Here is a 21005-nt window from a genome sequence, read left to right as displayed (position 1 = left end):
GTCGCGTGCGGCCGTCACATCATGTTGACATCCCGGGTTCGCAAATCAAATATATGAAATAGCCTTCGGGTGGGCCCAATGCGGGAGGAGACCGGCAGCAGTGTTCACGCTCAGCGACGAGGAGCGCGCCATCGTCGAGGTCGTCGCGGACTTCGTCGACAAGGAGGTCCGCCCGGTCGCGCGGGACCTGGAGCACGCGGGGACCTATCCCGTCCACCTCATCGACCGCATGAAGGAACTCGGCGTGTACGGGCTCGCTGTGCCCGAGCCTTACGGCGACGTCAGCGTGTCCAAGGCCTGCTACGCGCTGGTCACCGAGGAACTGGCGCGCGGATGGATGACCCTCGCCGGGGCGTTCGGCGGCCACACGGTCGTGTCGCACCTGCTCGCCGTGTTCGGCACCGAGGAGCAGAAGGACCGCTACCTGCCCCGGATGGCGACCGGGGAGCTGCGCGCCACGATGGCGCTCACCGAGCCGTCCGGTGGATCCGACCTGCAGGCGATGGGCACGACCGCGCGGCGGGACGGCGACCGGTACGTCGTCGACGGCGCCAAGATGTGGATCACCAACGCGCGCACGTCGGGCCTGATCGCGCTGATGTGCAAGACCGACCCGGACGCCTCCCCCCGCCATCGGGGCATCAGCATCCTGCTGGCCGAGCCGGGCCCGGGAATGGCGGTCTCCCGCGACCTGCCCAAACTCGGCTACAAGGGCGTCGAGAGCTGCGAGCTGTCGTTCGACGGCTACGAGGCGCCGCTCGACGCGGTCCTCGGCGGCGAGGAAGGGCGCGGCTTCGCCCAGATGATGAAGGGCCTGGAGGTGGGCCGCATCCAGGTGGCCGCGCGGGCGCTGGGCGTGGGACGCGCCGCTCTGGAGGACTCCCTCCGCTACGCCCAGGAGCGCGAGGCGTTCGGAAAGCCGATCTGGCAGCACCAGTCGATCGGCAACTACCTCGCCGACATGGCGACGCAGCTGCGCGCCGCGCGGCTGCTCACGCTCGACGCCGCCGCACGCCTCGACTCCGGCGAGCGCTGCGACATGGAGGCGGGGATGGCCAAGCTCTACGCGTCCGAGGCGGCCATGCAGATCGCGCTGAACGCGGTCCGCATCCACGGCGCGGCGGGCTACTCCACCGAGTTCGACATCGAGCGCTACTTCCGCGACGCCCCGCTCATGATCGTCGGTGAGGGGACGAACGAGATCCAGCGCAACGTGATCGTCAAGCAGCTCGTGGAGCGGAACCGGATCTAGGGGCCACGGCGATCCCGCTCACGGCCGGGCGGCGGGGTCCTCGCCGGCGCGGATCCAGTCGAAGGTGCGCTCCACGGCGCGCTTCCAGTTGTCGTACTCCGCGGCGCGCCGGCCGGGCTCCATCGCCGGGACCCACCGGGCCGCCCGGTGCCAGTTGCGCCGCAGCCCTTCGAGCCCCGCCCAGTAGCCGACGGCGAGCCCGGCGGCGTAGGCGGCGCCGAGCGACACCGTCTCCACCACCATCGGCCGCGCCACGGGCACGTTCAGCACGTCGGCGACCATCTGCATGACGAGGTTGTCGGACGTCATGCCGCCGTCGGCCTTCAGCTCCCGCAGGGACAGCCCGGAGTCGGCGTTCATCGCGTCCACGACCTCGCGGGTCTGCCAGCCGGTCGCCTCCAGCACGGCCCGCGCCAGGTGCCCCTTGGTGATGTAGGAGGTCAGGCCGACGATGATGCCGCGGGCCTCGCTGCGCCAGTGCGGCGCGAACAGCCCGGAGAACGCCGGGACGATGTAGCAGCCGCCGTTGTCGTCGACCGAGCGGGCCAGTGTCTCGATCTCCGGCGCGGTGGTGATCAGGCCGAGCCCGTCCCGGAACCACTGCACGAGCGCGCCCGTGATCGCGATCGACCCTTCGAGCGCGTACACGGCGGGGTCGTCGCCGATCTTGTAGCCGACCGTGGTGAGCAGCCCGTTGTCCGACCTGACCGGCGTGGTGCCGGTGTTCATCAGCAGGAACGCGCCCGTCCCGTAGGTGCACTTGGTCTCGCCCGGGGCGAAGCACGTCTGCCCGAACAGGGCGGCCTGCTGGTCGCCGAGGGCCGCGCCGACGGTGACGCCGGGGAACACGCGGCGGGCCGTCCCGTAGGTCTCGGTGGACGACCTGATCTCCGGCAGCATCGCCTTCGGGACGCCGAAGAAGTCGAGCAGCCCGTCGTCCCAGCTCAGCGTGTGCAGGTCCATCAGCAGCGTGCGGCTGGCGTTGGTCACGTCCGTGACGTGGACGCCGCCGTCCACGCCGCCGCTGAGGTTCCAGATCAGCCAGCTCTCCATCGTGCCGAACAGCACCTCGCCGCGTTCGGCGCGCTCGCGCAGGCCGGGCGTGTGGTCGAGCATCCAGCGGATCCGCGGCGCGGAGAAGTAGGTGGCCAGCGGCAGGCCGCTGCGCTGGGTGACGGCCGCGGCGCCGGGCGCGCGGGACAGCTCGTCCACGAGCGCGCCGGTCCGCATGTCCTGCCAGACGATGGCGCGGCCGATGGGGACGCCGGTCAGCCGGTCCCACAGGACGGTCGTCTCGCGCTGGTTCGCGATCCCCACGGCCGCGATCTGGTCCGTGGACGCCCCGGCCTGCGCCACCGCCTCGGGCGCGATGCGCTCAAGGTTGCGCCAGATCTCCATGGGGTCGTGCTCGACCCAGCCGGGTTTCGGGAAATGCTGGCGGTGCTCACGCTGGGCGACCGAAACCAGGCGGCCGCCGTGGTCGAACAGGATGCACCGGGTCGACGTGGTGCCCTGGTCGACCGACATCACGAAACGCTCTGTCACGGCCGGCCCTCTCCCCCTGGACGCGCGGCCGCCCGGACCGGTGCCGCACGCGCCGCCGGCCGGGGGTCACCAGCGCGAGCCGCCGAGGTCCCGGGAGACCGCGCGGGCCGCGTCGCGCACGAACGCCACGAGCCTCGGCTGGGGGACGCGGCGGGTGTCGCAGATCCGCTCGACGGCGCCGGAGATCCCGATGGCGCCGACGACCAGGCCGCCCTGCCCCCGGATCGGCGCGGCGACGCCCGCCTCGCCGATGGACAGCTCCTCGGTCTCGGCGGCCCAGCCGTTCTCCCGGACCCGGGTGGCCGCCCGCGCGAGTTCCTTCGGATCGGTGATGGTGCGCCGGCAGTACGACTCCAGGACGGTGTCGCGGATGGACGCCGCGGCATTGGCGTCGTGGGCGATGAGCGCCTTGCCGAGCGCCGTGGCGTGCAGCGGCAGCAGCGAGCCGACGTCCATGGCCTGGAGCGTGTCGTCCGGGCGGAACACGTGGTGGACGACCAGGACCTGGCCGTCCAGCAGCGTCCCGATGCGGACGGCCTCGCCGCTGCGGGAGGCGAGCGCGTCGGCCCAGTTGATGGCGCGGGACCGCAGCTCGTTGACGTCCAGGTAGCTGGTGCCCAGATGCAGCAGCGCGGCGCCGAGCTGGTACTTGCCGGTGCCGCCGTCCTGCTCGACGAACCCGACGCGCTCGAGGGTGCGCAGGATGCCGTGCGCGGTGCCCCGGGCGAGCCCAAGGGACGAGGCGACCTCGCCGACGCCCAGCCGGCCCGAACTCGCGGCGAGCAGGCGCAGGATCGCGGCGGCCCGCTCGATCGACTGCACAGGTCCGGGCATGGATCCGATGCTAGTTCGCGCGGCAGGGTGCCGACAATGTCGGCAGCCGCCGCGATCACCGTCCTCTGCGCCCCGAACTGCCCGGATTCTGTGATCTGGTGCACAGGGGGGAGGGTAACCGCCACCAAGCCATGGCGAAAGTGTTCGACATTGTCGGCACCGTCCCGTTGTGGGGCGTTCAGGGGCGGCTTAGCGTCCTGCTCAGCATCGAAGGGCCAGCGCCCACCGTTCCTAACCAGTGGCCAGGAGTGAGTCTTGGACCCACGTCCCAGCACCGCGCGCATCCCGAACGGTGCTGGATGCGCTGGGCCCCGCGTTCGCCGTGGTGTCCCGGTCCGGCGACGTCGTCGCCGAGACCACCGCGCTGTGCGCCGCCTACGCCGCCGGCGCGGCCGTCGGCTTCTGGCCCGTTGGCCGAATCGCGGCGAGCCGTCGTCCTCCCGGCCTCCAGGACGACGGCTCGCCGCAACCCGGCGGCAGGACACTTTGACCGATCTCTCCTCGGGAGCATGAAGTGACATCCGTAGCCCTCGGACCGCAGTACCGCGAGGACACCATGCGCGGCCTCGCCGAGACGGAGTTCGACGTCCTGGTCGTCGGCGGCGGGATCGTCGGCGCCGGCACGGCCCTCGACGCGATCTCACGGGGCCTGTCCGTCGCGCTGGTGGAGGCCCGGGACTGGGCGGCCGGGACGTCCAGCCGATCCAGCAAGCTGATCCACGGCGGGCTGCGCTATCTCGAACAGCGCGACTTCGGGCTCGTCCGGGAGGCCCTGCGGGAGCGCGGCCTGCTCCTGCACCGGCTCGCCCCGCATCTGGTGCGTCCCGTCCCGTTCCTCTACCCGCTGCGCGGCCGGGTGTGGGAGCGGGCGTACGTGAGCGCGGGCGTCACCCTCTACGACACGATGGGCGGCGCCCGCGCGCTGCCCCGGCACCGGCAGCTCACGCGGCGCGGCGCCCTGCGGGAGGCTCCGGCCCTGCGGTCGGACGCGCTGGTCGGCGCGATCCAGTACTACGACGCGCAGGTCGACGACGCCCGCTACACGATGATGGTCGCCCGGACCGCCGCGCAGTACGGCGCGAAGGTCGCCACCCGTGCCGAGATGACCGGTTTCCTCCGTGAGGGCGAGCGGGTGACCGGCGCCCGCGTCCTCGATCTGGAGGGCGGGCGCGAGGTCGCCGTCCGGGCCCGGCGGGTGGTGTGCGCCACCGGGGTGTGGACGGACGGCGCGCAGGCGATGACCGGGGCGCGGGCCACGTTCGGCGTACGGGCGTCCAAAGGCGTCCACCTCGTGGTGCCGCGCGACCGGATCCAGATGGACGCCGGCCTGATCACGCGGACGCCCAGAAGCGTGCTGTTCATCATCCCGTGGGGACGGCACTGGCTCGTGGGCACCACCGACACACCGCACGAGGACGGCCCCGAGGACCCGATCGCCGAGCACACCGACATCGGCTACCTCCTCGACCAGGTCAACGCCGTGCTGCGGACCCCGCTGACGCACGACGACATCGAGGGCGTCTACGCGGGGCTGCGCCCGCTGCTGTCGGGCGAGCCGGACGACACCGCCCGCCTGTCGCGCGAGCACGCGGTCGCCGAACCGGTTCCGGGCATGATCGTGGTCACCGGCGGCAAGTTCACCACCTACCGGGTGATGGCGCGGGACGCGGTGGACGTGGTCGCCGAGAGCCTGGACGACGCCGTCCCCGAGTCGGTCACCGGGCGGCTGCCGCTCATCGGGGCGGTCGGCTTCGAGGTGCTGTGGAACGAGCGGCGCCGCCTCGCCGCCGGGTCCGGCCTGCACGTCGCGCGGGTCGAGCACCTGCTGCGCCGGTACGGTTCGTGCGCCGGCGAGGTCCTCGCCTTGGTCGCGGACGACCCGGTGCTCGGCGCCCCCATCCCCGGCGCCGAGGACTACCTGTCCGCCGAGGCCGTCTACGCGGTGACGCACGAAGGCGCCCTGCATCTGGAGGACGTCCTGGCCCGCCGCCTCCGGATCTCGATCGAGGAATGGGACGGCGGCGTCGCCGCGGCCTCACACGTCGCCCGGCTTCTGGCCCCCCGGCTCGGCTGGGGCGGCGAGGAGACGGCCGACGAGATCGAGCGCTACGTCCGGCGGATCACCGCCGAGCGCGGCGGCGGCCCCGGCGTCCCGGCGGCACCCGTCACCGCCGCGTAGCGGACGCGGCGGTCGATGACGGTCAGGCAGGGATGACGGGGCAGTGGGTGCCCTTGTAGATGGTGGGGACGCAGCGGTTGCAGTGGATGCACAGCGACGGGGTGGACGGGTCGGCGGCGATGCGGTTCACCAGATCCGGCTCACGGAGCAGGGCACGGGCCATGGCGACGAACTGGAAGCCCTCCTCCATGCCTTTGTCCATGGTCTCGCGGTTGGTGATGCCGCCCAGCAGGATGAGCGGCAGGTCCAGTTCGGCGCGGAACTTGCGGGCGTGTTCGAGCAGGTAGGCGTCCTGGTACGGGTAGACGCGCAGGAACTTCTTGCCGAACATGCGGATGCCGACGCGCATGGGCAGCTTGTAGCTGGCGGCGAACTCCGGGATCGGCATCTCGCCGCGGAACAGGTACATCGGGTTGAGCAGCGAGCTCCCGGCGGTCAGCTTCAGCGCGTCGACCGTGCCCTCGTCCTGGAGCCTGCGGGCCACGTAGAGGCTGTCGTCGATCTCCAGGCCGCCGCGGACGCCGTCGCGCATGTTGAGCTTGGCGGTGATCGCGATGCGGTCGCCGACCTCGTCGCGGACGGCGCGGGCGATGCCGAGCGCGACCTTCGCGCGGTTCTCGATGGGGCCGCCGTAGGCGTCCTTGCGCCTGTTGAGCATGGGGCTGAGGAACGAGCTGGCCAGGTAGTTGTGCCCGAAGTGGATCTCGACGGCGTCGAAGCCCGACTCGATCGCGAGGCGGGCGGCCCCGGCGTGCGCCCGGGTGACGCGCTCGATGTCCCCGGCGGTGGCCACCTTGGTGAAGCGCATGCCCAGCGGGTTGAAGAACCGCCCGGCCGAGATCGCGGGCAGCCGGGTGGAGCTGGCGTCGGCGACCGGGCCGGCGTGGCCGATCTGCGCGGACGCGGCGGCGCCCTCGGCGTGGACGGCGTCGGTGAGCCGCCGCAGGCCGGGGACGGCGTCGGGCCGCATCCAGATCTGCCCCCGCTCGGTGCGTCCCTCCGGGGCGACCCCGCAGTACGCGACGGTCGTCATGCCCACTCCCCCGGCCGCGGGCCGCCGGTGGTACTCGATCAGGTCGTCGGTCACCACCGCGTCCGGCGTCATCCCCTCGAACGTCGCGGCCTTGATCACGCGGTTGCGCAGGGTGAGCGGCCCGAGCTTCGCCGGTTCGAACACGTCCATCGGACGGACTCCGGGGGTCGGGGGCCCGCGGCGGTCGCCGCGGGCCCTGGGGGTCAGAGGCGTTCGATGATGGTGACGTTGGCCTGGCCTCCGCCTTCGCACATGGTCTGGAGGCCGTAGCGGCCGCCGGTGCGCTCCAGCTCGTGCAGGAGGGTCGTCATCAGGCGGGCGCCGGTCGCGCCGAGGGGGTGCCCAAGGGCGATGGCGCCGCCGTTGGGGTTGGTCGTGGCCGGGTCGGCGCCGGTCTCCTTCAGCCAGGCGAGGACGACGGACGCGAACGCCTCGTTGATCTCGACGGCGTCGATGTCGCCGATCGTCATCCCGGTCTTCTTCAGCGCGTGCGCGGTGGCGGGGATCGGCGCGGACAGCATCCGGATCGGGTCCTCTCCGCGCGCGGAGAGGTGGTGGATGCGGGCGCGGGGGGTGAGGCCGTGGTCCCTGACCGCCTGCTCCGAGGCGATGAGGAGCGCGGCGGCGCCGTCGGAGATCTGGGACGACACGGCCGCGGTGAGGCGCCCGCCGTCCACGAGGGTCTTCAGCCCCGCCATCTTCTCCAGGGTGGTGTCGCGGCGCGGGCCCTCGTCGGTGGCGACGCCCTCGTACGGGGCGATCTCGCGCTCGAACCGCCCCTCGTCGATGGCGCGGATGGCCCGCTGGTGCGACTCGTAGGCGAACGCCTCCAGCTCCTCGCGGGAGAGGTCCCAGTCGCGGGCGATCATCTCGGCGCCGTTGAACTGCGACACCTCGGTGTCGCCGTAGCGGCGCGTCCAGCCCTTGGAGCCGGCGAACGGGCCCTCGGTGAAGCCGAGCGGCGCGGCGGCGGTCATCGCAGACCCGATCGGGATCTGCGACATGTTCTGCACGCCGCCCGCCACGACCAGGTCGGACGTCCCCGAAAGGACGGCCTGCGCGGCGAAGTGGACGGCCTGCTGGGACGAGCCGCACTGCCGGTCGACGGTGACGCCGGGGACCTCCTCGGGCAGCCCGGCGGCGAGCCAGCAGGTGCGGGCGATGTCGCCGGCCTGCGGCCCGAGGGTGTCGACGCAGCCGAACACGACGTCCTCGACCGCGGCCGGGTCGGCCTTCGTGCGGTCCATCAGCGCCGTCAGCACGTGCGCGCCGAGGTCGGCGGGGTGCGCGGAGGCCAGTCCGCCACCGCGGCGCCCGACCGGAGCGCGGACCGCGTCGACGATGTATGCCTCGGCCATGGGGTGTCTCCTTCGTACGGCCTAGCTCGCCTGGATCCCTTCGAGGAACATGGCGAGGTACTGCTTGGCGATGTCGTCGGCGGACAGCCGCCCGCCGGGCTGGTACCAGTTCGCGGCGACCCAGACGGTGTCGCGGATGAACCGGTAGACGAGGCTGGGGTCGAGGTCGCCGCGGAACGCGCCCTCACGCATGCCCCTCTCCAGGAGCGTCAGCCACATCTCCTCGAAGCGGCGCCGCGATTCGTGCAGGTAGTGGAACCGATCGCTCGTCGCGAGGTGCTTGGACTCGTTCTGGTAGAGGACGACCGCCGGGCGGTGCAGGTCTATCGAGCGGAACGACTCGACGACGATGCCCTCCAGGGTGTCGCGTGCGCTGAGCCCGGCCCCCAGGACGCGCTCGTAGGAGGTCCACATCTCGTCCAGGAAGGTCGAGAGGATCTCGTCGGCCATCGCCTCCTTGGAGTCGAAGTGGTAGTAGAGGCTGCCGCCGAGGATGCCGGCGGCGTCGGCCACCTTCCGGACCGTGGTGGCGGAGTAGCCCTGGGAGGCGAACACCTCGGCGGCCGTGGCGAGCAGCTCGGCCCGCCGTTCCGCGCGGGCGGCGGCGGTGCCCTCGGCGTCGCGCCTTCGTGGACTCATGCGCTGTTTCCCCCTGGGTGCCGGTGTTCTCATGCGTGCTGGGAGGAGACGGAGACGACCTCGCCCGTCATGTACGACGAGTAGTCGCTGGCCAGGAAGACGATGACGTTGGCCACCTCCCATGGTTCCGCATAGCGGCCGAACGCCTCGCGGCGCGTCAGCTCGTCCAGCAGTTCCTCCGAGGTCACCTTCACCAGGTGCGGGTGCATGGCGAGGGACGGCGAGACGGCGTTGACCCGTACGCCGAAGCCGGCGGCCTCCAGCGCGGAGCAGCGGGTGAGCGCCATGACGCCGGCCTTGGCGGCGGCGTAGTGGGACTGTCCCTTCTGCGCCCGCCAGCCGATCACGGAGGCGTTGTTGACGACGACGCCGGAGCTCTGGTCCCGCATGATCCGCAGGGCGGCGCGGGTGCACCGCATCGTGCCGCCGAGGGTGATGTCGAGGACGCGGCTCCATTGCTCGTCGGTCATGTCGACCAGGTCGGCCGTCCCGCCGAGGCCCGCGTTGTTGACGGCGACGTCGACGCGCCCGAAGCGCTCGACGGCGAGGTCGTAGAGGGCCTGGACCTGCTCCTCGGACGTCACGTCGCAGGGCAGCGCGGCGACCCGCTCGGCGCCGAACTCCTTCTCCAGCTCCTGCGCGGACGCGGTCAGCCGCCGCTCGTGGGTGTCGGAGATCAGGACGCGGCCGCCCTCCTCCAGGCAGCGGCGGGCGGTGGCGCCGCCGATCCCCGCCCCGGCCGCCGCGGTGATCACGACGGCGCGGTCCTTGAGGAGGCCGTGCCCGGGGACGTAGGGCGGGGTCATCCGCGTGCCTCTCTGCTCGGGGCCGGTTCGCGGGGCAGTCCGAGAACGCGCTCGGCGATGATGTTGCGCTGGATCTCGTTCGACCCGGCGTAGATGGTGTCGGAGCGGGAGAACAGGAAGAGCCGCTGCCAGTCGTTCAGATCGTAGGGTTCGCCGTCCGCGACGAGACCGGCCGCGCCGAGGACGTCCATGGCCAGCTCGCCCAGTTCGCGGTGCCAGGTGCCCCAGACGAGCTTGGAGATGGACGACTCGGGGCCGGGCGCCCCGGCGGTGACGCCCGCCATCGTCCGCACCGCGTTCAGCCGCATGACCTCCAGGCCCAGGTAGGACCTGGTCAGCCGGTCGCGCAGCAGCGGGTCGTCGATGGCGCCGGTGCGGCGGGCCAGGTCGGCGACGCCCTCGAACTCGCGGCGGAACCCGACCTGCTGGCCGAGCGTCGCGACGCCGCGCTCGAAGCCGAGCGTGGCCATCGCGATCTTCCAGCCCTCGCCGGGCTCGCCGACGATGTCGCCGGCGTCCGTGCGGGCGCCGTCGAAGAAGACCTCGTTGAACTCCGAGGTCCCGGTGAGCTGGACGATCGGCCGGATGTCCACGCCGTCCTGCCTCATCGGGACGAGCAGGTACGACAGCCCGCGGTGCCGGAAGGATCCCGGCTCGGTGCGGCAGACGACGAAGCACCAGTCCGATTCGAGGGCCAGCGACGTCCAGACCTTCTGGCCGTTGATCAGCCAGTGGTCACCGGCGAGTTCGGCGCGGGTCTGCACGTTGGCGAGGTCGGAGCCGGCGTCTGGCTCGGAGTAGCCCTGGCACCACAGCTCCTCGACCGCGACGATCGGCGGGAGGAAGCGGGCGCGCTGCTCGTCGGTGCCGAACGCGATGATCGTGGGGCCGAGCAGGTTCTCGCCGATGTGGTTGACCCGGGCCGGGCCGTCGGCGAGCGCGTACTCCTCGTTGAAGATCACCTGCTGCTCGACGGTGGCGCCGCGTCCGCCGTACTCCTCCGGCCAGCCCACGCAGGTCCACCCGGCGGCGGCCATGTGCCGCTCCCAGGCCAGCCGCTCCTCGAACGCCTCGTGCTCGCGGCCCGGCCCGCCGAGCCCGCGGGCGTGCGCGAACTCGCCCGACAGGTTGGCCTCGAGCCAGTCGCGGACCTCGGCGCGGAACGCCCGGTCCGCCGGGGACTCGTTCTGCTTCACGCCGCGCACTCTACCAAACAGTTGTTAGAAAGAATCACCCCCCGCGGGCCGGCTCCGTCTCGTGTCCCGCCGCGGAGCCCTCCCCCTGCCCCGGGACGCGGGCCGAGGCCCGTGCGGCCTCCCTCCCGGGGACGCGCTCCGGGACGCGCTCCGCGGCGGCGGACGGCGGTTCGCGGTGGAGCAGGTCGAAGAGCCGGTCCCAGCGGGCGAGCACCGCGTCCGGATGGAATCGCAGCACCGCCGCGCGCGCCTCGGCGCCCAGGGCGCGGCGCAGGTCCGGGTCGTCCATGAGGCGTTCCAGCTCCCGGGCGAACGCGGCGGTGTCGCCCGGTTCGACCAGGACGCCGCCCCGCTCCTCCCCGAGCAGGGCCCGGACGCCCGGCGCGCAGTCGAACGCGACCGTGGGCAGCCCGTACGCCATCGCCTCCAGCACCGACATCGGGAAGCCCTCGGCCCGCGACGGCAGCGCGAAGACCGACGCCTCGACCAGCGCCTCCTCGACGTCGGCGACCACGCCGCGGAACTCCACGGAACCGGACAGCCCGGCCGCCCGCACCCGCCCGCGCAGTTCCTCCCCGTCCGGCCCGCCGCCGTAGACGTGCAGCCGCCAGCCGGGACGGCGCGCCGCGACCCGCTCCCACGCCTCCAGCATCAGGTCCATGCCCTTCTCGTGCGACAGGCGGCCGACGCAGGCGACCACGGGAAGATCGAGCGTGGGATGCACGGTCGGGGTGACGTGCAGCGCGTTCGGGATGTAGTCGACGTTGGACATCCCGTCCCGTGCCCACGCGTCGGCGTCCTCGGCGGTGAGCACCAGCAGCCGGTCCACGTCCGCGTAGTTCTCCCTGACCCGCCGGTAGCGCGACGACCGGCGGGTCGCCGCGAACGACTCGTGGCTCATGCCCACGACGCGCAGCCCGCGCGTGTCGGCCAGCCGGACCCATTCCATCGCCCACACCTGCGCCGCGATCACGACCGATCCCCGCCGGGCGGCGGCGAACAGCTCCGACAGCCGGGCCGCGCCGCGCCGCTGGGCCGCCGCCCGCCACAGGTCGCGCCCGCGCGCGGGGACGTTCAGCCGCTCGCGGAGCCTCCCCGGCCGCCAGGCCATCGCGGGCGGGCGCCACCCCCCGTGCAGCACCTCGACGGCGTAGGAGCCGTCCCTGCCGTGGTGGTAGGGGTCCGGGCCGCTGGTGATCCCGACGAGGGTGACGCGGTCGCCGCGTCCGGCCAGCAGCCGCGCCATGTGGTGCGCCCAGCGCTGCAGGCCGCCCATCTCGTCGGCGTTGTTGCACACGATGAAGACGTCACGCGGTGCGGCCATTCCTTTTCCCCCTGTGGCGTTGCTGTTCTGCGGCCGGGAAGTAGCGGTCCACCACCGTCCGGGCGGCGGTCCCTCGGTCGTACTCGCCGAAATCGCGGGCGAACGCGCGGCGGCGGGGGGCGTGGACGGCCTCAGCCTCGCCAAGGCCGGCGAGCGCGGCGACGAGCTCGTCCTCGGTGCGGGTGACCGGCCCGGGTGCGTGCCGCTCCAGATCGAAGTAGCCGGCGGCGCGATCGCGGCCGTCCGGGAGGTGAAGCACGATCGGCCGGTCGAGCAGCGCGAAGTCGAACATGATCGAGGAGTGGTCGGTGATCAGCGCGTCCGCGAGGAGCAGCAGCGGGGTGACGTCGGGCGCGGCGCCGGCGTCCCGCATGACCGGGTGCGCGCCCGGCGGGAGGTTGGCCTGGCACAGGTAGTGCGGCCGGATGAGGAGCACGAACGTCTCCCCGAGTTCCCGCGCGAACACGTCGGGATCGATGGGCGGCGCCAGCAGCCGGACCGGGCGCCCCTTCGGCCCGGTCGCGAACGTCGGCGCGTACAGGACGGCGCGGCGCCCGTCGTCCAGGCCCAGGGAGTCCCGGAGGGCGGCGACCTCCGCGGCCAGCTCCGGGTCGCCGTCCACGCCGTTGACGAGGGGATCGTTGCGCGGATACCCGGCCGGGAGCAGCACCGAGCGGACGCCGAGGCCGGCGCAGAGGGTGTCCTCGTCGTGGCCGGACCGGATGAGGAAGCTGTCGAAGCGCTCGACCATCCGGCGGAGCCGCGCCCGCTCGGCGGCGGAGCCGTTCTTGATCCGCGGCTGGTCCAGGCCCATCGGCTTGAACGCCGAACCGTGCCAGGTCTGGACATAGGTGGTCTCGGGCCGCTTGCGGAGCCCGTCCGGAAAGCCCTGGTTGTCGATCCAGAACCGGGCCCGTGCGAGCGCCGCGTAGTAGGCCCACGAGCCGCGCCGGACCAGCCTGGCGTCGTCCGGGAACCCCTCGGGCGACGACGCGTACGACCACACGGCCTTCACCGGGCGTCCGGACCTGCGCAGCTCCCGGTGGATGTACTTCGGGTTGTCGGAGTACTGCCTGCCCAGGTGGCTCTCGAAGACCACCAGGTCCGCCCGGACGGGGAGCCTGCTCAGCACCCGGTTGAACACCGCGATCTTCGTCTTGCGCGAGCCCAGCCCCCGGCGGATGCCCTGCCCGGCCCCCCGGGCACGCCGCCAGGCGAGCAGCCCCGCCGGGGCCACGGGGACGCGGCGCGCGGCCGCGGCGGCGAGCCGCGCCCAGGGGTTCCCCGCCTCCAGCCTGAACGCCAGGTGCCCGCCCTCGGTGACGTACGACCGGAGCCGGTCGGCGGCGAGCCGCGTCAGCCGGGGCCGGACGGGGAGCTCGACACCCCCCAGCGGGGGCGATTCACGGCCCTCGCCCAGCCGGGTGACCACCTTCTCACCGCCCGCCCGGAGGCGGAGCCGCACGTCCCAGACGGGATCGATGAAACCGGCCGGACGGATCCGCCGCACGGGGTCGAACTCGGCCCGCCAGGTGAGCCGGTCGCCCGCGTGCCGGACGTCCGCGCGGACCCGCCCCCTGCGGGCGGGGCGGCGCCGGTCGCAGAACTCCAGCGTGCCGGACAGCCCGGCGTCCGGGGGGATCCTGTCCAGCGGGTTCAGCATATGCCCGGCCATCCGGACGCGGCCGCCCCGCACCTCCAGCCGCGTCACCGTGTTGGCCGGACGCAGCTCCTTGAGGGGGCGCAGATGGAAGCCGAAGTCCGTGACGTCCAGGACGCGGCGGGCCAGGGCCCCGCGGGGACGGCCGGCGCCCCAGAAGACCCGCCCGTCCCGCTCCACGAGCCGCGCCCGCAGCTCCGGCCGCCTGCCGGAGACGTGCCCGGGGGCGTACAGGGCGGCGGCGAGCGCACCCGCGTGGTCCCCCTCGCGGACGAGGTACGCCGCGATCGCTGGCAGCGTGTTGGCCTCCTCGAACACCCGGGGGTCGAGCTCGGCCAGGTACCCGGCCGCCAGATCGAGGAACCGCGCCCGGTGACCGGGATCGTGGTCGCGCAGCTCCCGCAGGTAGAGCATCAGGTCGTGGTTGATGAACTTGACGTCCTTGGCCCGCGCCAGGTCGTGGACGCCGCGCAGCGCGAACAGCATGTCGATGCGCCGGTGGATCTCCAGCCGGTCGGCGAAGTTGGCCAGCTCGGCGCGCCGGTTGGAGATGGAGGGGGCGGGCGTCCGCTCACTGACCAGCCAGCTGTAGACGCGGTGCGGGATCAGCGCCGTCGGCTGCGCCGCCAGGTAGGCCTCGGCGGTGAACAGCAGGTCCTCGTAGTGCAGCCCCTCGACGAAGCGGAGCCCGTGCTGCTCCAGGAAGGCCCGCCGGTAGATCTTGTTGGTCGACAGCGTGTCGTAGAGGAGACGGGGATTCTCCTCCAGTGATCCGTGCACGGCTCGTCGCCGGTAGAGCCACGGATACCAGGGGCGGACCCGCCCATCCGCGCCCTCCGGGACGTCCAGGAAGACCCGGTCGCACCGGCCGGAGACGATGTCGGCGCCGGTGTCCTCGGCCGCGCCGAGCAGATTGAGGCAGGCGTGCCGGTCCAGCAGGTCGTCGCTGTCGAGGAACATCACGTGCCCGCCCGCGGACGCCTCGATGCCGGCGTTGCGCGGCCGGCCGCACCCGCCGGAGTTCGACGCGAGGTGAACGGCCCGGACGCGCCCCGGATGCCGGTCGGCGAGCCGGTCGGCGACCTCCGCCGTGCCGTCGGTACTGGCGTCGTCCACGATGACCGTCTCGACGCAGCCCAGCGACTGGCCCAGCGACGACGCCACCGCTCGCGGCAGTCTCCGCGCGTCGTTGTAGGCGATCACGACCACGCTGACGTCCGGGCGCATGGGCATCCCCTCCGCGGTCACGGTTCCGGGGAAGCCCCGGACCTCCGGCAGAGGCGTCCGAACCTCGCCCTGTGCTCGCGGACACTCCCTCCCGGGCGCCGATCGGACGCACGTGCACGGATTCCTTTCCAGGAACGCCGCTTTGAGGTCCAAGAGCGCTCAAAGGCTGTCAACGATTGGCATTACCCACCTTCAGCGGAGACATGGGACGGATCTCCCGGAAACGCCAGAAGGCGCCCGGCGGGGATGCCGGGCGCCTCCTGTTCGCGATCGCGCCGACCGCGAAGGGTCAGGCCTTGTACTCGGGGTTGTAGTCGGGGTATCCGTAGCCCACGATCAGGGACTTGTCGCGGGTCTTCTTCTGCACCTCGTTGCTGGTGTTGCCCTCGATGGTCTTCACGGTGCCGTCGCCGTTGTCCTTGACGACGATCCCGACATGGTCGATGGCGCTGATGCTCGAACCCCTGTCCCAGTCGAAGAACACGACCGAGCCGGGCTTGGCCTTCTGGCCCCAGCGTCCGGTGTCCTCGAACCAGGAGGCGTGCTGGACGGTGTAGGCGTCCCAGCCCATGTTCTTCACGCCCGTCTGGGCGCCGAGCCAGGAGACGAACATGTTGCACCACTGCGCGCCGTTGTAGGCATCGACCGAGAATCCGCCGTCACGATCGGCGGTGGCCTTGGCGTGCGGGGTCGAGACGTACCAGTCGTGGAACTTGGTCTGGCCGCCCTTGCCTTCGCTGATGCCGACCTGCTTCTCGGCCAGCTTGATGACCTCGGACGGGTCGACGTCGCGCGGCGGCACCTTGTAGCCCGCCTGGCTGGCCTCGGCGGCGGTCATGGCCGCCGGCCCGGCCGGTGCGGCGCCGTTCTCGGTGACCGCGGCGGTGCCCTTCTCGGCGACCGCCGCCGCCTGGGTCGCGGTCTCGGCGACCGCGCTGCCGGTGAGGGGGTTGAAGACGGCGAGTCCGACGGCCCCGGCGAGCACCGCGCTGACGGCGACGCCGACGGCCTTGTCCTCAGCCGTGAAGTTCTTCAGGGAAAGTCGATCGATACGACCGGTCATGCAGGGAATCTCCTTATCTCCCATGACGCCTACCGGGTTAGCTGACGGATTCGGGCATGGAAGTAGCCCTACGGCGCGGCTTCCGACGCGCCGATTCACCCCTGGAACCTGGGTCCCCGGCTCCGTTCCGGTCGAGTGGACCGGACGGACTCGGCCTCGCACCGCGGACGCGGTGCTGGATATTCGGATTGATCTCAGCGGACTGATCTCGATGAGAGGCGCGCATTCTGATAGGCGCCCATCGCGTGCGGGTTCCGCTCCGCGATCCTCGGCCGCACATGGAACGGCCGGTGGCAACGCATGGGGTGCGCTGCGTGATTCGGATAGAAGGTACCAACCTTCTCAAGGAAAGCAAATCACGGACAAAACACTGTCTTGCCTGCTCAAAGACCTTCCAAGACACCACCAACAGCACCAAGGCCGGATGTCTTCCCGATCACCCCGCGCCCATCCCTCAGCCCCTGGCCACAGGGGGTTTCGGGGTCACGGCCGTTGGGCAAAGTCCCCGGGACGCCAACGGCCGGCACAGGGCGGTCAGCCCCCTGCCGGCCCGCCCGGACCCCTCAGGTGAGGGGCACGTCACATTTTGTGATCTTCGCAGGTCGAACGTGTTCCTCGTCACTCCACGCGAACGGCGAAGAGCGTGGTGTCGTCGGCTGCCCGGTCGTACTCCATGCGCGCGAGGACCTCGTCCAGCGCCTCTTCAGGACTCGTCGAGCAGCCCCGCAGGATGCCGCTGAGGCGGGCGATGCGCTCGTCCAGGTCGGCGTCCCTCCGCTCCACCAGGCCGTCGGTATAGAGGAAGAGCATGTCGCCGGGGTCGAGCCGGGTGGTGATCGTCGTGTAGGTCCAGCCCTGCAGCGCACCGAGCATCGGGTCGCGGACGACCTCCAGCGGCTCCGCCCACCCGGCGCGCATCAGGATCGGCGGCGGATGCCCCGCGCACGTCCACTCCATGACGCGCCGCCCCGGGTCGAAATGGGCGACGATCGCAGTACCCGTCGCCGGCGGATCCATGGTGGCGACCAGTTCGTTCAGCCAGCCCACCAGCCGACCGGACGGCTCGCCCGTGCAGGCCAGGCCCAGCAGCCCGTTACGGCTGCGCGCCATCGCCGCGGCCGCGGGCAGCCCGTGCCCGGCCGCGTCGCCGATGGCGATCAGCGCCCGCCCGTCGGCCATTTCGCGGGTCGCGAACCAGTCCCCGCCGATGCGGGCGGTGCTCTCGGCCGCCATGCTGCGGATCGAGGTGAGCAGGCCAGGCAGCCGCTCCAGCTCGTCCTCGTCCGGCAGGATCGCGCGGCGCAGCGTCACCGCGACCCGCCGCTCCTGCGCCATCCGCTCCTGCTGCTTCAGCATCTGCCGCCGGGTCTCGGCCAGCGCCCGCTCCACCCCGCGCCGCCGCGTGATGTCCTGCGAGACGATGTTGATCGAGACCGGCAGTCCGGAGTCGCCCAGGACCGGCTCGGCGAACACCCACAGATGCCGCGGCGCCCCGTCCCGGCCGATCACGCGGTGCTCGGCCTCCACCGGCTCCCGGCGCGAGAACATCGTCTGCACGGCCTCCTCGACCAGCGGGAGATCGTCCTCGGCCACGACCTTGGGCAGGTCGTGCGGCGCCGGCGGCACCTCCTCGGGGGTGAGCCCGTAGTTGGCCAGCATCTGCGGCGTCCAGTCGGCCTCCCCGGTGGCCAGATCCCACTCGCCGAACCCCACCAGGGCAAGGCGCTCGACCCGCTCCAGCCGCCGCACCGTGCGGTCCTCGGCGTGGTGGTACCGCCAGGTGAAACAGATACCGGTCGGCACCGCGACGCTCCGGACGCTCGTCCGGGACGAGCGGGACAGGCCGCGCTGGGCGGTGGTGTAAAGAAAAGAGGAACGTTCCAAACGGGTGCCGGTCTCCAGTACCTCGACGAGGTCGTCGAAGAGCCCGCTCAGCACCGCCCCCGGATCCGTCTGGAGGAGCCGCCGCCCGGTCAGCTCCTCCCTGCCGCGCCCGAACATGTCCCTGGCGACGCCGTTGAGATCCACGAAGAGGAAGTCCGCGACGTTTCCGTCCGCTCCCCGGACCGGGACCAGATGGGCCGACGAGTCGAGCGTCCCGTCCAGCACGGCCCGCGCCACCGGATCGTCCGGCACCCCGGCGAGGATCTCCTCGTCGCCCGCGGTGTCCTCGCCCGTCACCCGGCTCAGAACGTCCTCGGCCTCCGACAGGGTGGCCTGGCGCTCTGCCGCGCCGCCCTCGGCGCGCGGTGCGCGGCGCCCGGCCAGCACGGCCCCCACCGGCCCGCCACTACCGTCCTTGACCAGCAGGGACGCGGCCTCAGCGAGCTCCATGTCCAGGTCGCGGGCGAGCCAGATCAGATGCTGCAGGGCCTCCCCCGGCGGGACGCCGAGCCGCCGGGCCAGCACGACCCTGGCCTCGGACAGCACCGCACGGTCGTGCGCCGCGTCCCGCAGGTCCTCAAGGTCCGCAACGTGCACCCCGGGCTGCCCCGAGGTGCCCTCCGCATCCGACAACCCAGTCCCCCGTTCGGCGTTGGTTGCCCCTGGGAGAAAAAAGCTACATACGTCAGCGAAGGACTATTCGCCCAGAACCGAATAAACAGTCCAGATCTTTGCCCGAGTTTTCCCTTCACACCCGAACTCGACCACTTCCAATGACCCTTCCCAGGGACGACGGTTCCCCGTCCTGTGACCCAGGTCACCCCGCCCGGTAGACCTGCCCGGTCAACGCCGTGATCCGCGCCGCCGCCCTCGCGAACGACGACCCCGCCGGATGCAGCGTCAGCACCACCACGATCTTCTGCTCCCCCACGATCCCGGAGGTATGCAGCACCGGCCGCCCGAGCCCGAGATCGGGCTGCCACGCCGCCGGCTGCGCGCCCCGGCACGGCCCCGCCGGGGCGTCCCCGAACCCCGACCACCCCTGTTTCACCGCCCACGGCTTCTTCAGCGCCCGCGGAATACCGAACGTCTGGTCGAACCCGTCCGTCCCGCACCGCGTCGACCGCCGCAACTGCCCCAGCACGAACTCCCGGTGCGCCTCCGGCGCCTCGTCCAGCAGATACCGGTAGGTCTGCACCACGTCCCGCGCACTCAGCGCCGTGTACCCCCAGAACCCGGGCTTGTCCGCCGGCGGCCCAGCCGTCTCCCGCAGCCCCGCCTTAGGCGCCATCCGCTCGAGGATCTTCTTCTGCCCGCCCCGCCGCCACAACTCGGTCGCCGCCCCGTCGTCACTCGACCGCAGCATGCGCCCCATCAGCGCCCGGTCGTCCGCCGAGACCCGATGCTCCTGCATGTAGTCCAGCGCCATCAGGATCTTCACCAGCGACGCCGACCGGTACGTCTGCCTCGGCCGCCGCTCCACCACCACGCGCCCGGCCGCCCGGTCGAACACCACATAGGAGGCCCGAACCCCCTCCGGCACCCGCACGACCGGCTTCGCGGGCGTCCGCGACACCTCCGGCGTCGTCCTCGCGGCCTCAGGGCTCTCACTCACCGCCCGAACTCCTCCACCATCCCCGCACCCGCACACCAGCCCCAGGCAAACGAGCCCGGCCAGCCCTGCCCGCCAAGACCTCATCAGGCCTGCCTACCAGAGATCAACGGCCCCATATCTCAGTACGCACGACCTCGCAGACTGCGCTACAGTAATCAGGCCCGCTCCAACGGGCATCGGGACGTGGCGCAGTTTGGTAGCGCACTTGACTGGGGGTCAAGGGGTCGTGGGTTCAAATCCCGCCGTCCCGACACAGAAACACCAGCTCAGAGGCCGTTTCCTCCATCCGGAGGACCGGCCTCTTGATCGTTTGTTAGCCGTTCGTTAGTGAACCCGGCCGCCTCCCCCGGCACTCCAGCGGTTCACACGGGACCACAAGAGCCCCCAACCTCCTGAGCGCCACTCCTGCGTGTTCACTCATCCGCAGCCGTCGACGCAGCGCGTACACCGGCGACTCCTCGCCCGGCCCTCCAACGCTGCCTCGCCAGTCGCTCGCCTCCGCAGGGTCTTATGGGACCCAGGATCGCCTTGACCACAACTACCTGGCCGGGGCCGAGGGTGAGGTGTCCGCTGGCTACGAGGCCTTGGTGATCACCTACACAGTGACCCGTCCAGTGTCGGACTGTGACCCTCCAGGTGTTCATCAGCCACCCGTGCTTGGGTCGCTCGTCGCTCCGGAGGGTTCACAACCTGGCCACATAGGTGGCTCCAGCGGTAATGCGGTCGGGGCGCTGATCAGCAGGGAAGGCCTTGCGCACTCCCACCAGCAGCGTTAGGAGTCGGGCTAGCCTCGGCGGCTACTTCTCTGGATTCCGTTCAGGGTCGAGGAGAGCGAGAAGGGCGGCGGTGGGGACTCGGTAGCAGTTGCCGATGCGGAGAACCTTGCACGGAAACTGATCGTTTTTGGCGAGTTGGTAAGCGTACGTACGGGAGAGGCCCAGGGCGCGGGCAGCGGTGACGATGTCGACGACGCTGGGGAGTTCGGCAAGGTCGGCGTGCTTGAGGGGCTGCATGTATTGGCCTCCGTGAACTTCACGTCGGTGGTCGAAGAATGAGCGTTGAGCGGCTTTAGGTGAGCACCATCCGGTATCGCAGGTGCCGTCTCCGTCGTCGAAGGGGAGGGTGCCGATTTCTGGGGTGATGTCGGCGAGGGGGCGTTGTAGCGGGTGAGGCGATGTGGCCTTGGGCGGCCAGGATGAGGGCGGCGGTTGATTGCCAGCGAGCCGCCGTAGCTGAAGGCGCGGATCGGCCCGCAGGGCAGCTTCGGCTTCGCCCTTTCGGCGGGGGCTGGTCTGGCGCGTGCTGGTTTCTGCGTGAACGGCTGTGGCGGACTTCGTGGCTGTTGGGGTTGTGGTGTGGGTGCAAGGGCGTCCTCCGGTCAGGTTTAGGT

Annotated in this window: 16 protein-coding genes, 1 tRNA gene and 1 riboswitch; of the genes, 4 read left to right on the top strand and 13 right to left on the bottom strand. The window is 71.8% G+C overall.

Annotation, left to right across the window (positions count from 1 at the left end):
- The first annotated feature begins 100 nt into the window (after positions 1-100).
- Positions 101-1252: an acyl-CoA dehydrogenase family protein gene (locus tag E1285_RS17890; RefSeq protein WP_132153438.1), complete on the top strand. Its 1152-nt coding sequence runs from the start codon at positions 101-103 to the stop codon at positions 1250-1252.
- A gap of 18 nt (positions 1253-1270) precedes the next feature.
- Here E1285_RS17890 and glpK read toward each other — a convergent pair whose 3' ends face one another.
- Positions 1271-2797 carry a glycerol kinase GlpK gene (gene glpK, locus E1285_RS17885; protein WP_132153436.1) on the bottom strand — a complete coding sequence of 509 codons (1527 nt, stop codon included), beginning with the start codon at positions 2795-2797 and terminating at the stop codon, positions 1271-1273.
- 66 nt (positions 2798-2863) lie between these two features.
- A complete protein-coding gene (locus E1285_RS17880; RefSeq protein WP_132153434.1) occupies positions 2864-3631 on the bottom strand; it encodes an IclR family transcriptional regulator in 768 nt (255 codons plus the stop codon).
- Positions 3632-3923: 292 nt separating this feature from the next.
- Here E1285_RS17880 and E1285_RS17875 point away from each other — a divergent pair, with 292 nt between their 5' ends.
- Positions 3924-4121 carry a hypothetical protein gene (locus E1285_RS17875; protein ID WP_132153432.1) on the top strand — a complete coding sequence of 66 codons (198 nt, stop codon included), beginning with the start codon at positions 3924-3926 and terminating at the stop codon, positions 4119-4121.
- Positions 4122-4145: 24 nt separating this feature from the next.
- Positions 4146-5810: a glycerol-3-phosphate dehydrogenase/oxidase gene (locus E1285_RS17870; protein WP_243722869.1), complete on the top strand. Its 1665-nt coding sequence runs from the start codon at positions 4146-4148 to the stop codon at positions 5808-5810.
- Between the two features lie 22 nt (positions 5811-5832).
- Here E1285_RS17870 and E1285_RS17865 read toward each other — a convergent pair whose 3' ends face one another.
- The 10 genes from E1285_RS17865 to E1285_RS17820 all read right to left on the bottom strand — a co-directional run bounded on the left by E1285_RS17865 (position 5833) and on the right by E1285_RS17820 (position 19615).
- Positions 5833-6993 carry an NADH:flavin oxidoreductase gene (locus tag E1285_RS17865; protein WP_132153430.1) on the bottom strand — a complete coding sequence of 387 codons (1161 nt, stop codon included), beginning with the start codon at positions 6991-6993 and terminating at the stop codon, positions 5833-5835.
- A 53-nt stretch (positions 6994-7046) separates the two neighbouring features.
- Complete coding sequence (locus tag E1285_RS17860) at positions 7047-8201, bottom strand: acetyl-CoA C-acetyltransferase (protein WP_132153428.1); 1155 nt, start codon at positions 8199-8201, stop codon at positions 7047-7049.
- Positions 8202-8222: 21 nt separating this feature from the next.
- Positions 8223-8840, bottom strand: coding sequence for a TetR/AcrR family transcriptional regulator (locus E1285_RS17855; protein ID WP_132153426.1), 618 nt, complete (start codon positions 8838-8840; stop codon positions 8223-8225).
- A gap of 29 nt (positions 8841-8869) precedes the next feature.
- Positions 8870-9646, bottom strand: a complete 777-nt coding sequence (locus tag E1285_RS17850) for an SDR family oxidoreductase (RefSeq protein ID WP_132153424.1) — start codon at positions 9644-9646, stop codon at positions 8870-8872.
- Complete coding sequence (locus E1285_RS17845) at positions 9643-10842, bottom strand: acyl-CoA dehydrogenase family protein (RefSeq protein WP_132153422.1); 1200 nt, start codon at positions 10840-10842, stop codon at positions 9643-9645. The genes E1285_RS17850 and E1285_RS17845 overlap by 4 nt, the downstream gene beginning before the upstream one ends.
- Before the next feature lie 34 nt (positions 10843-10876).
- Positions 10877-12166: a glycosyltransferase gene (locus E1285_RS17840; RefSeq protein WP_132153420.1), complete on the bottom strand. Its 1290-nt coding sequence runs from the start codon at positions 12164-12166 to the stop codon at positions 10877-10879.
- A complete protein-coding gene (locus E1285_RS17835; protein WP_132153418.1) occupies positions 12150-15053 on the bottom strand; it encodes a CDP-glycerol glycerophosphotransferase family protein in 2904 nt (967 codons plus the stop codon). The genes E1285_RS17840 and E1285_RS17835 overlap by 17 nt, the downstream gene beginning before the upstream one ends.
- Positions 15054-15342: 289 nt before the next feature.
- Entirely contained in the window at positions 15343-16116 is a 774-nt protein-coding gene (locus tag E1285_RS17830; protein WP_243722868.1) for a CHAP domain-containing protein, read from the bottom strand.
- 12 nt (positions 16117-16128) lie between these two features.
- A riboswitch (cyclic di-AMP (ydaO/yuaA leader) is annotated at positions 16129-16282 on the bottom strand.
- Between the two features lie 452 nt (positions 16283-16734).
- Entirely contained in the window at positions 16735-18597 is a 1863-nt protein-coding gene (locus E1285_RS17825; RefSeq protein ID WP_243722867.1) for a SpoIIE family protein phosphatase, read from the bottom strand.
- A gap of 220 nt (positions 18598-18817) precedes the next feature.
- Positions 18818-19615: a hypothetical protein gene (locus tag E1285_RS17820; protein ID WP_243722866.1), complete on the bottom strand. Its 798-nt coding sequence runs from the start codon at positions 19613-19615 to the stop codon at positions 18818-18820.
- A gap of 177 nt (positions 19616-19792) precedes the next feature.
- On the opposite strand from E1285_RS17820, the gene E1285_RS17815 reads away from it, so the two are divergent.
- Positions 19793-19866 (top strand) — tRNA-Pro (locus E1285_RS17815).
- Between the two features lie 546 nt (positions 19867-20412).
- Here the strand turns inward: E1285_RS17815 and E1285_RS47385 are convergent.
- A partial coding sequence (locus E1285_RS47385) for a helix-turn-helix domain-containing protein (RefSeq protein ID WP_243722865.1) occupies positions 20413-21005 on the bottom strand: 593 nt, incomplete at its 5' end.

Origin of the sequence: Actinomadura sp. 7K507 (assembly GCF_004348425.1) — a bacterium.
Lineage (GTDB): Bacteria > Actinomycetota > Actinomycetes > Streptosporangiales > Streptosporangiaceae > Spirillospora.
This window is presented reverse-complemented; position numbering and strand designations above follow the sequence as displayed.

Bases quoted from the DNA above. Each gene is read 5' to 3' on its own strand.
- E1285_RS17880 (WP_132153434.1), bottom strand. From the start codon at position 3,631: ATGCCCGGACCTGTGCAGTCGATCGAGCGGGCCGCCGCGATCCTGCGC.
- E1285_RS17865 (WP_132153430.1), bottom strand. From the start codon at position 6,993: ATGGACGTGTTCGAACCGGCGAAGCTCGGGCCGCTCACCCTGCGCAAC.
- E1285_RS17860 (WP_132153428.1), bottom strand. From the start codon at position 8,201: ATGGCCGAGGCATACATCGTCGACGCGGTCCGCGCTCCGGTCGGGCGC.
- E1285_RS17855 (WP_132153426.1), bottom strand. From the start codon at position 8,840: ATGAGTCCACGAAGGCGCGACGCCGAGGGCACCGCCGCCGCCCGCGCG.
- E1285_RS17850 (WP_132153424.1), bottom strand. From the start codon at position 9,646: ATGACCCCGCCCTACGTCCCCGGGCACGGCCTCCTCAAGGACCGCGCC.
- E1285_RS17840 (WP_132153420.1), bottom strand. From the start codon at position 12,166: ATGGCCGCACCGCGTGACGTCTTCATCGTGTGCAACAACGCCGACGAG.
- E1285_RS17835 (WP_132153418.1), bottom strand. From the start codon at position 15,053: ATGCGCCCGGACGTCAGCGTGGTCGTGATCGCCTACAACGACGCGCGG.
- E1285_RS17830 (WP_243722868.1), bottom strand. From the start codon at position 16,116: ATGACCGGTCGTATCGATCGACTTTCCCTGAAGAACTTCACGGCTGAG.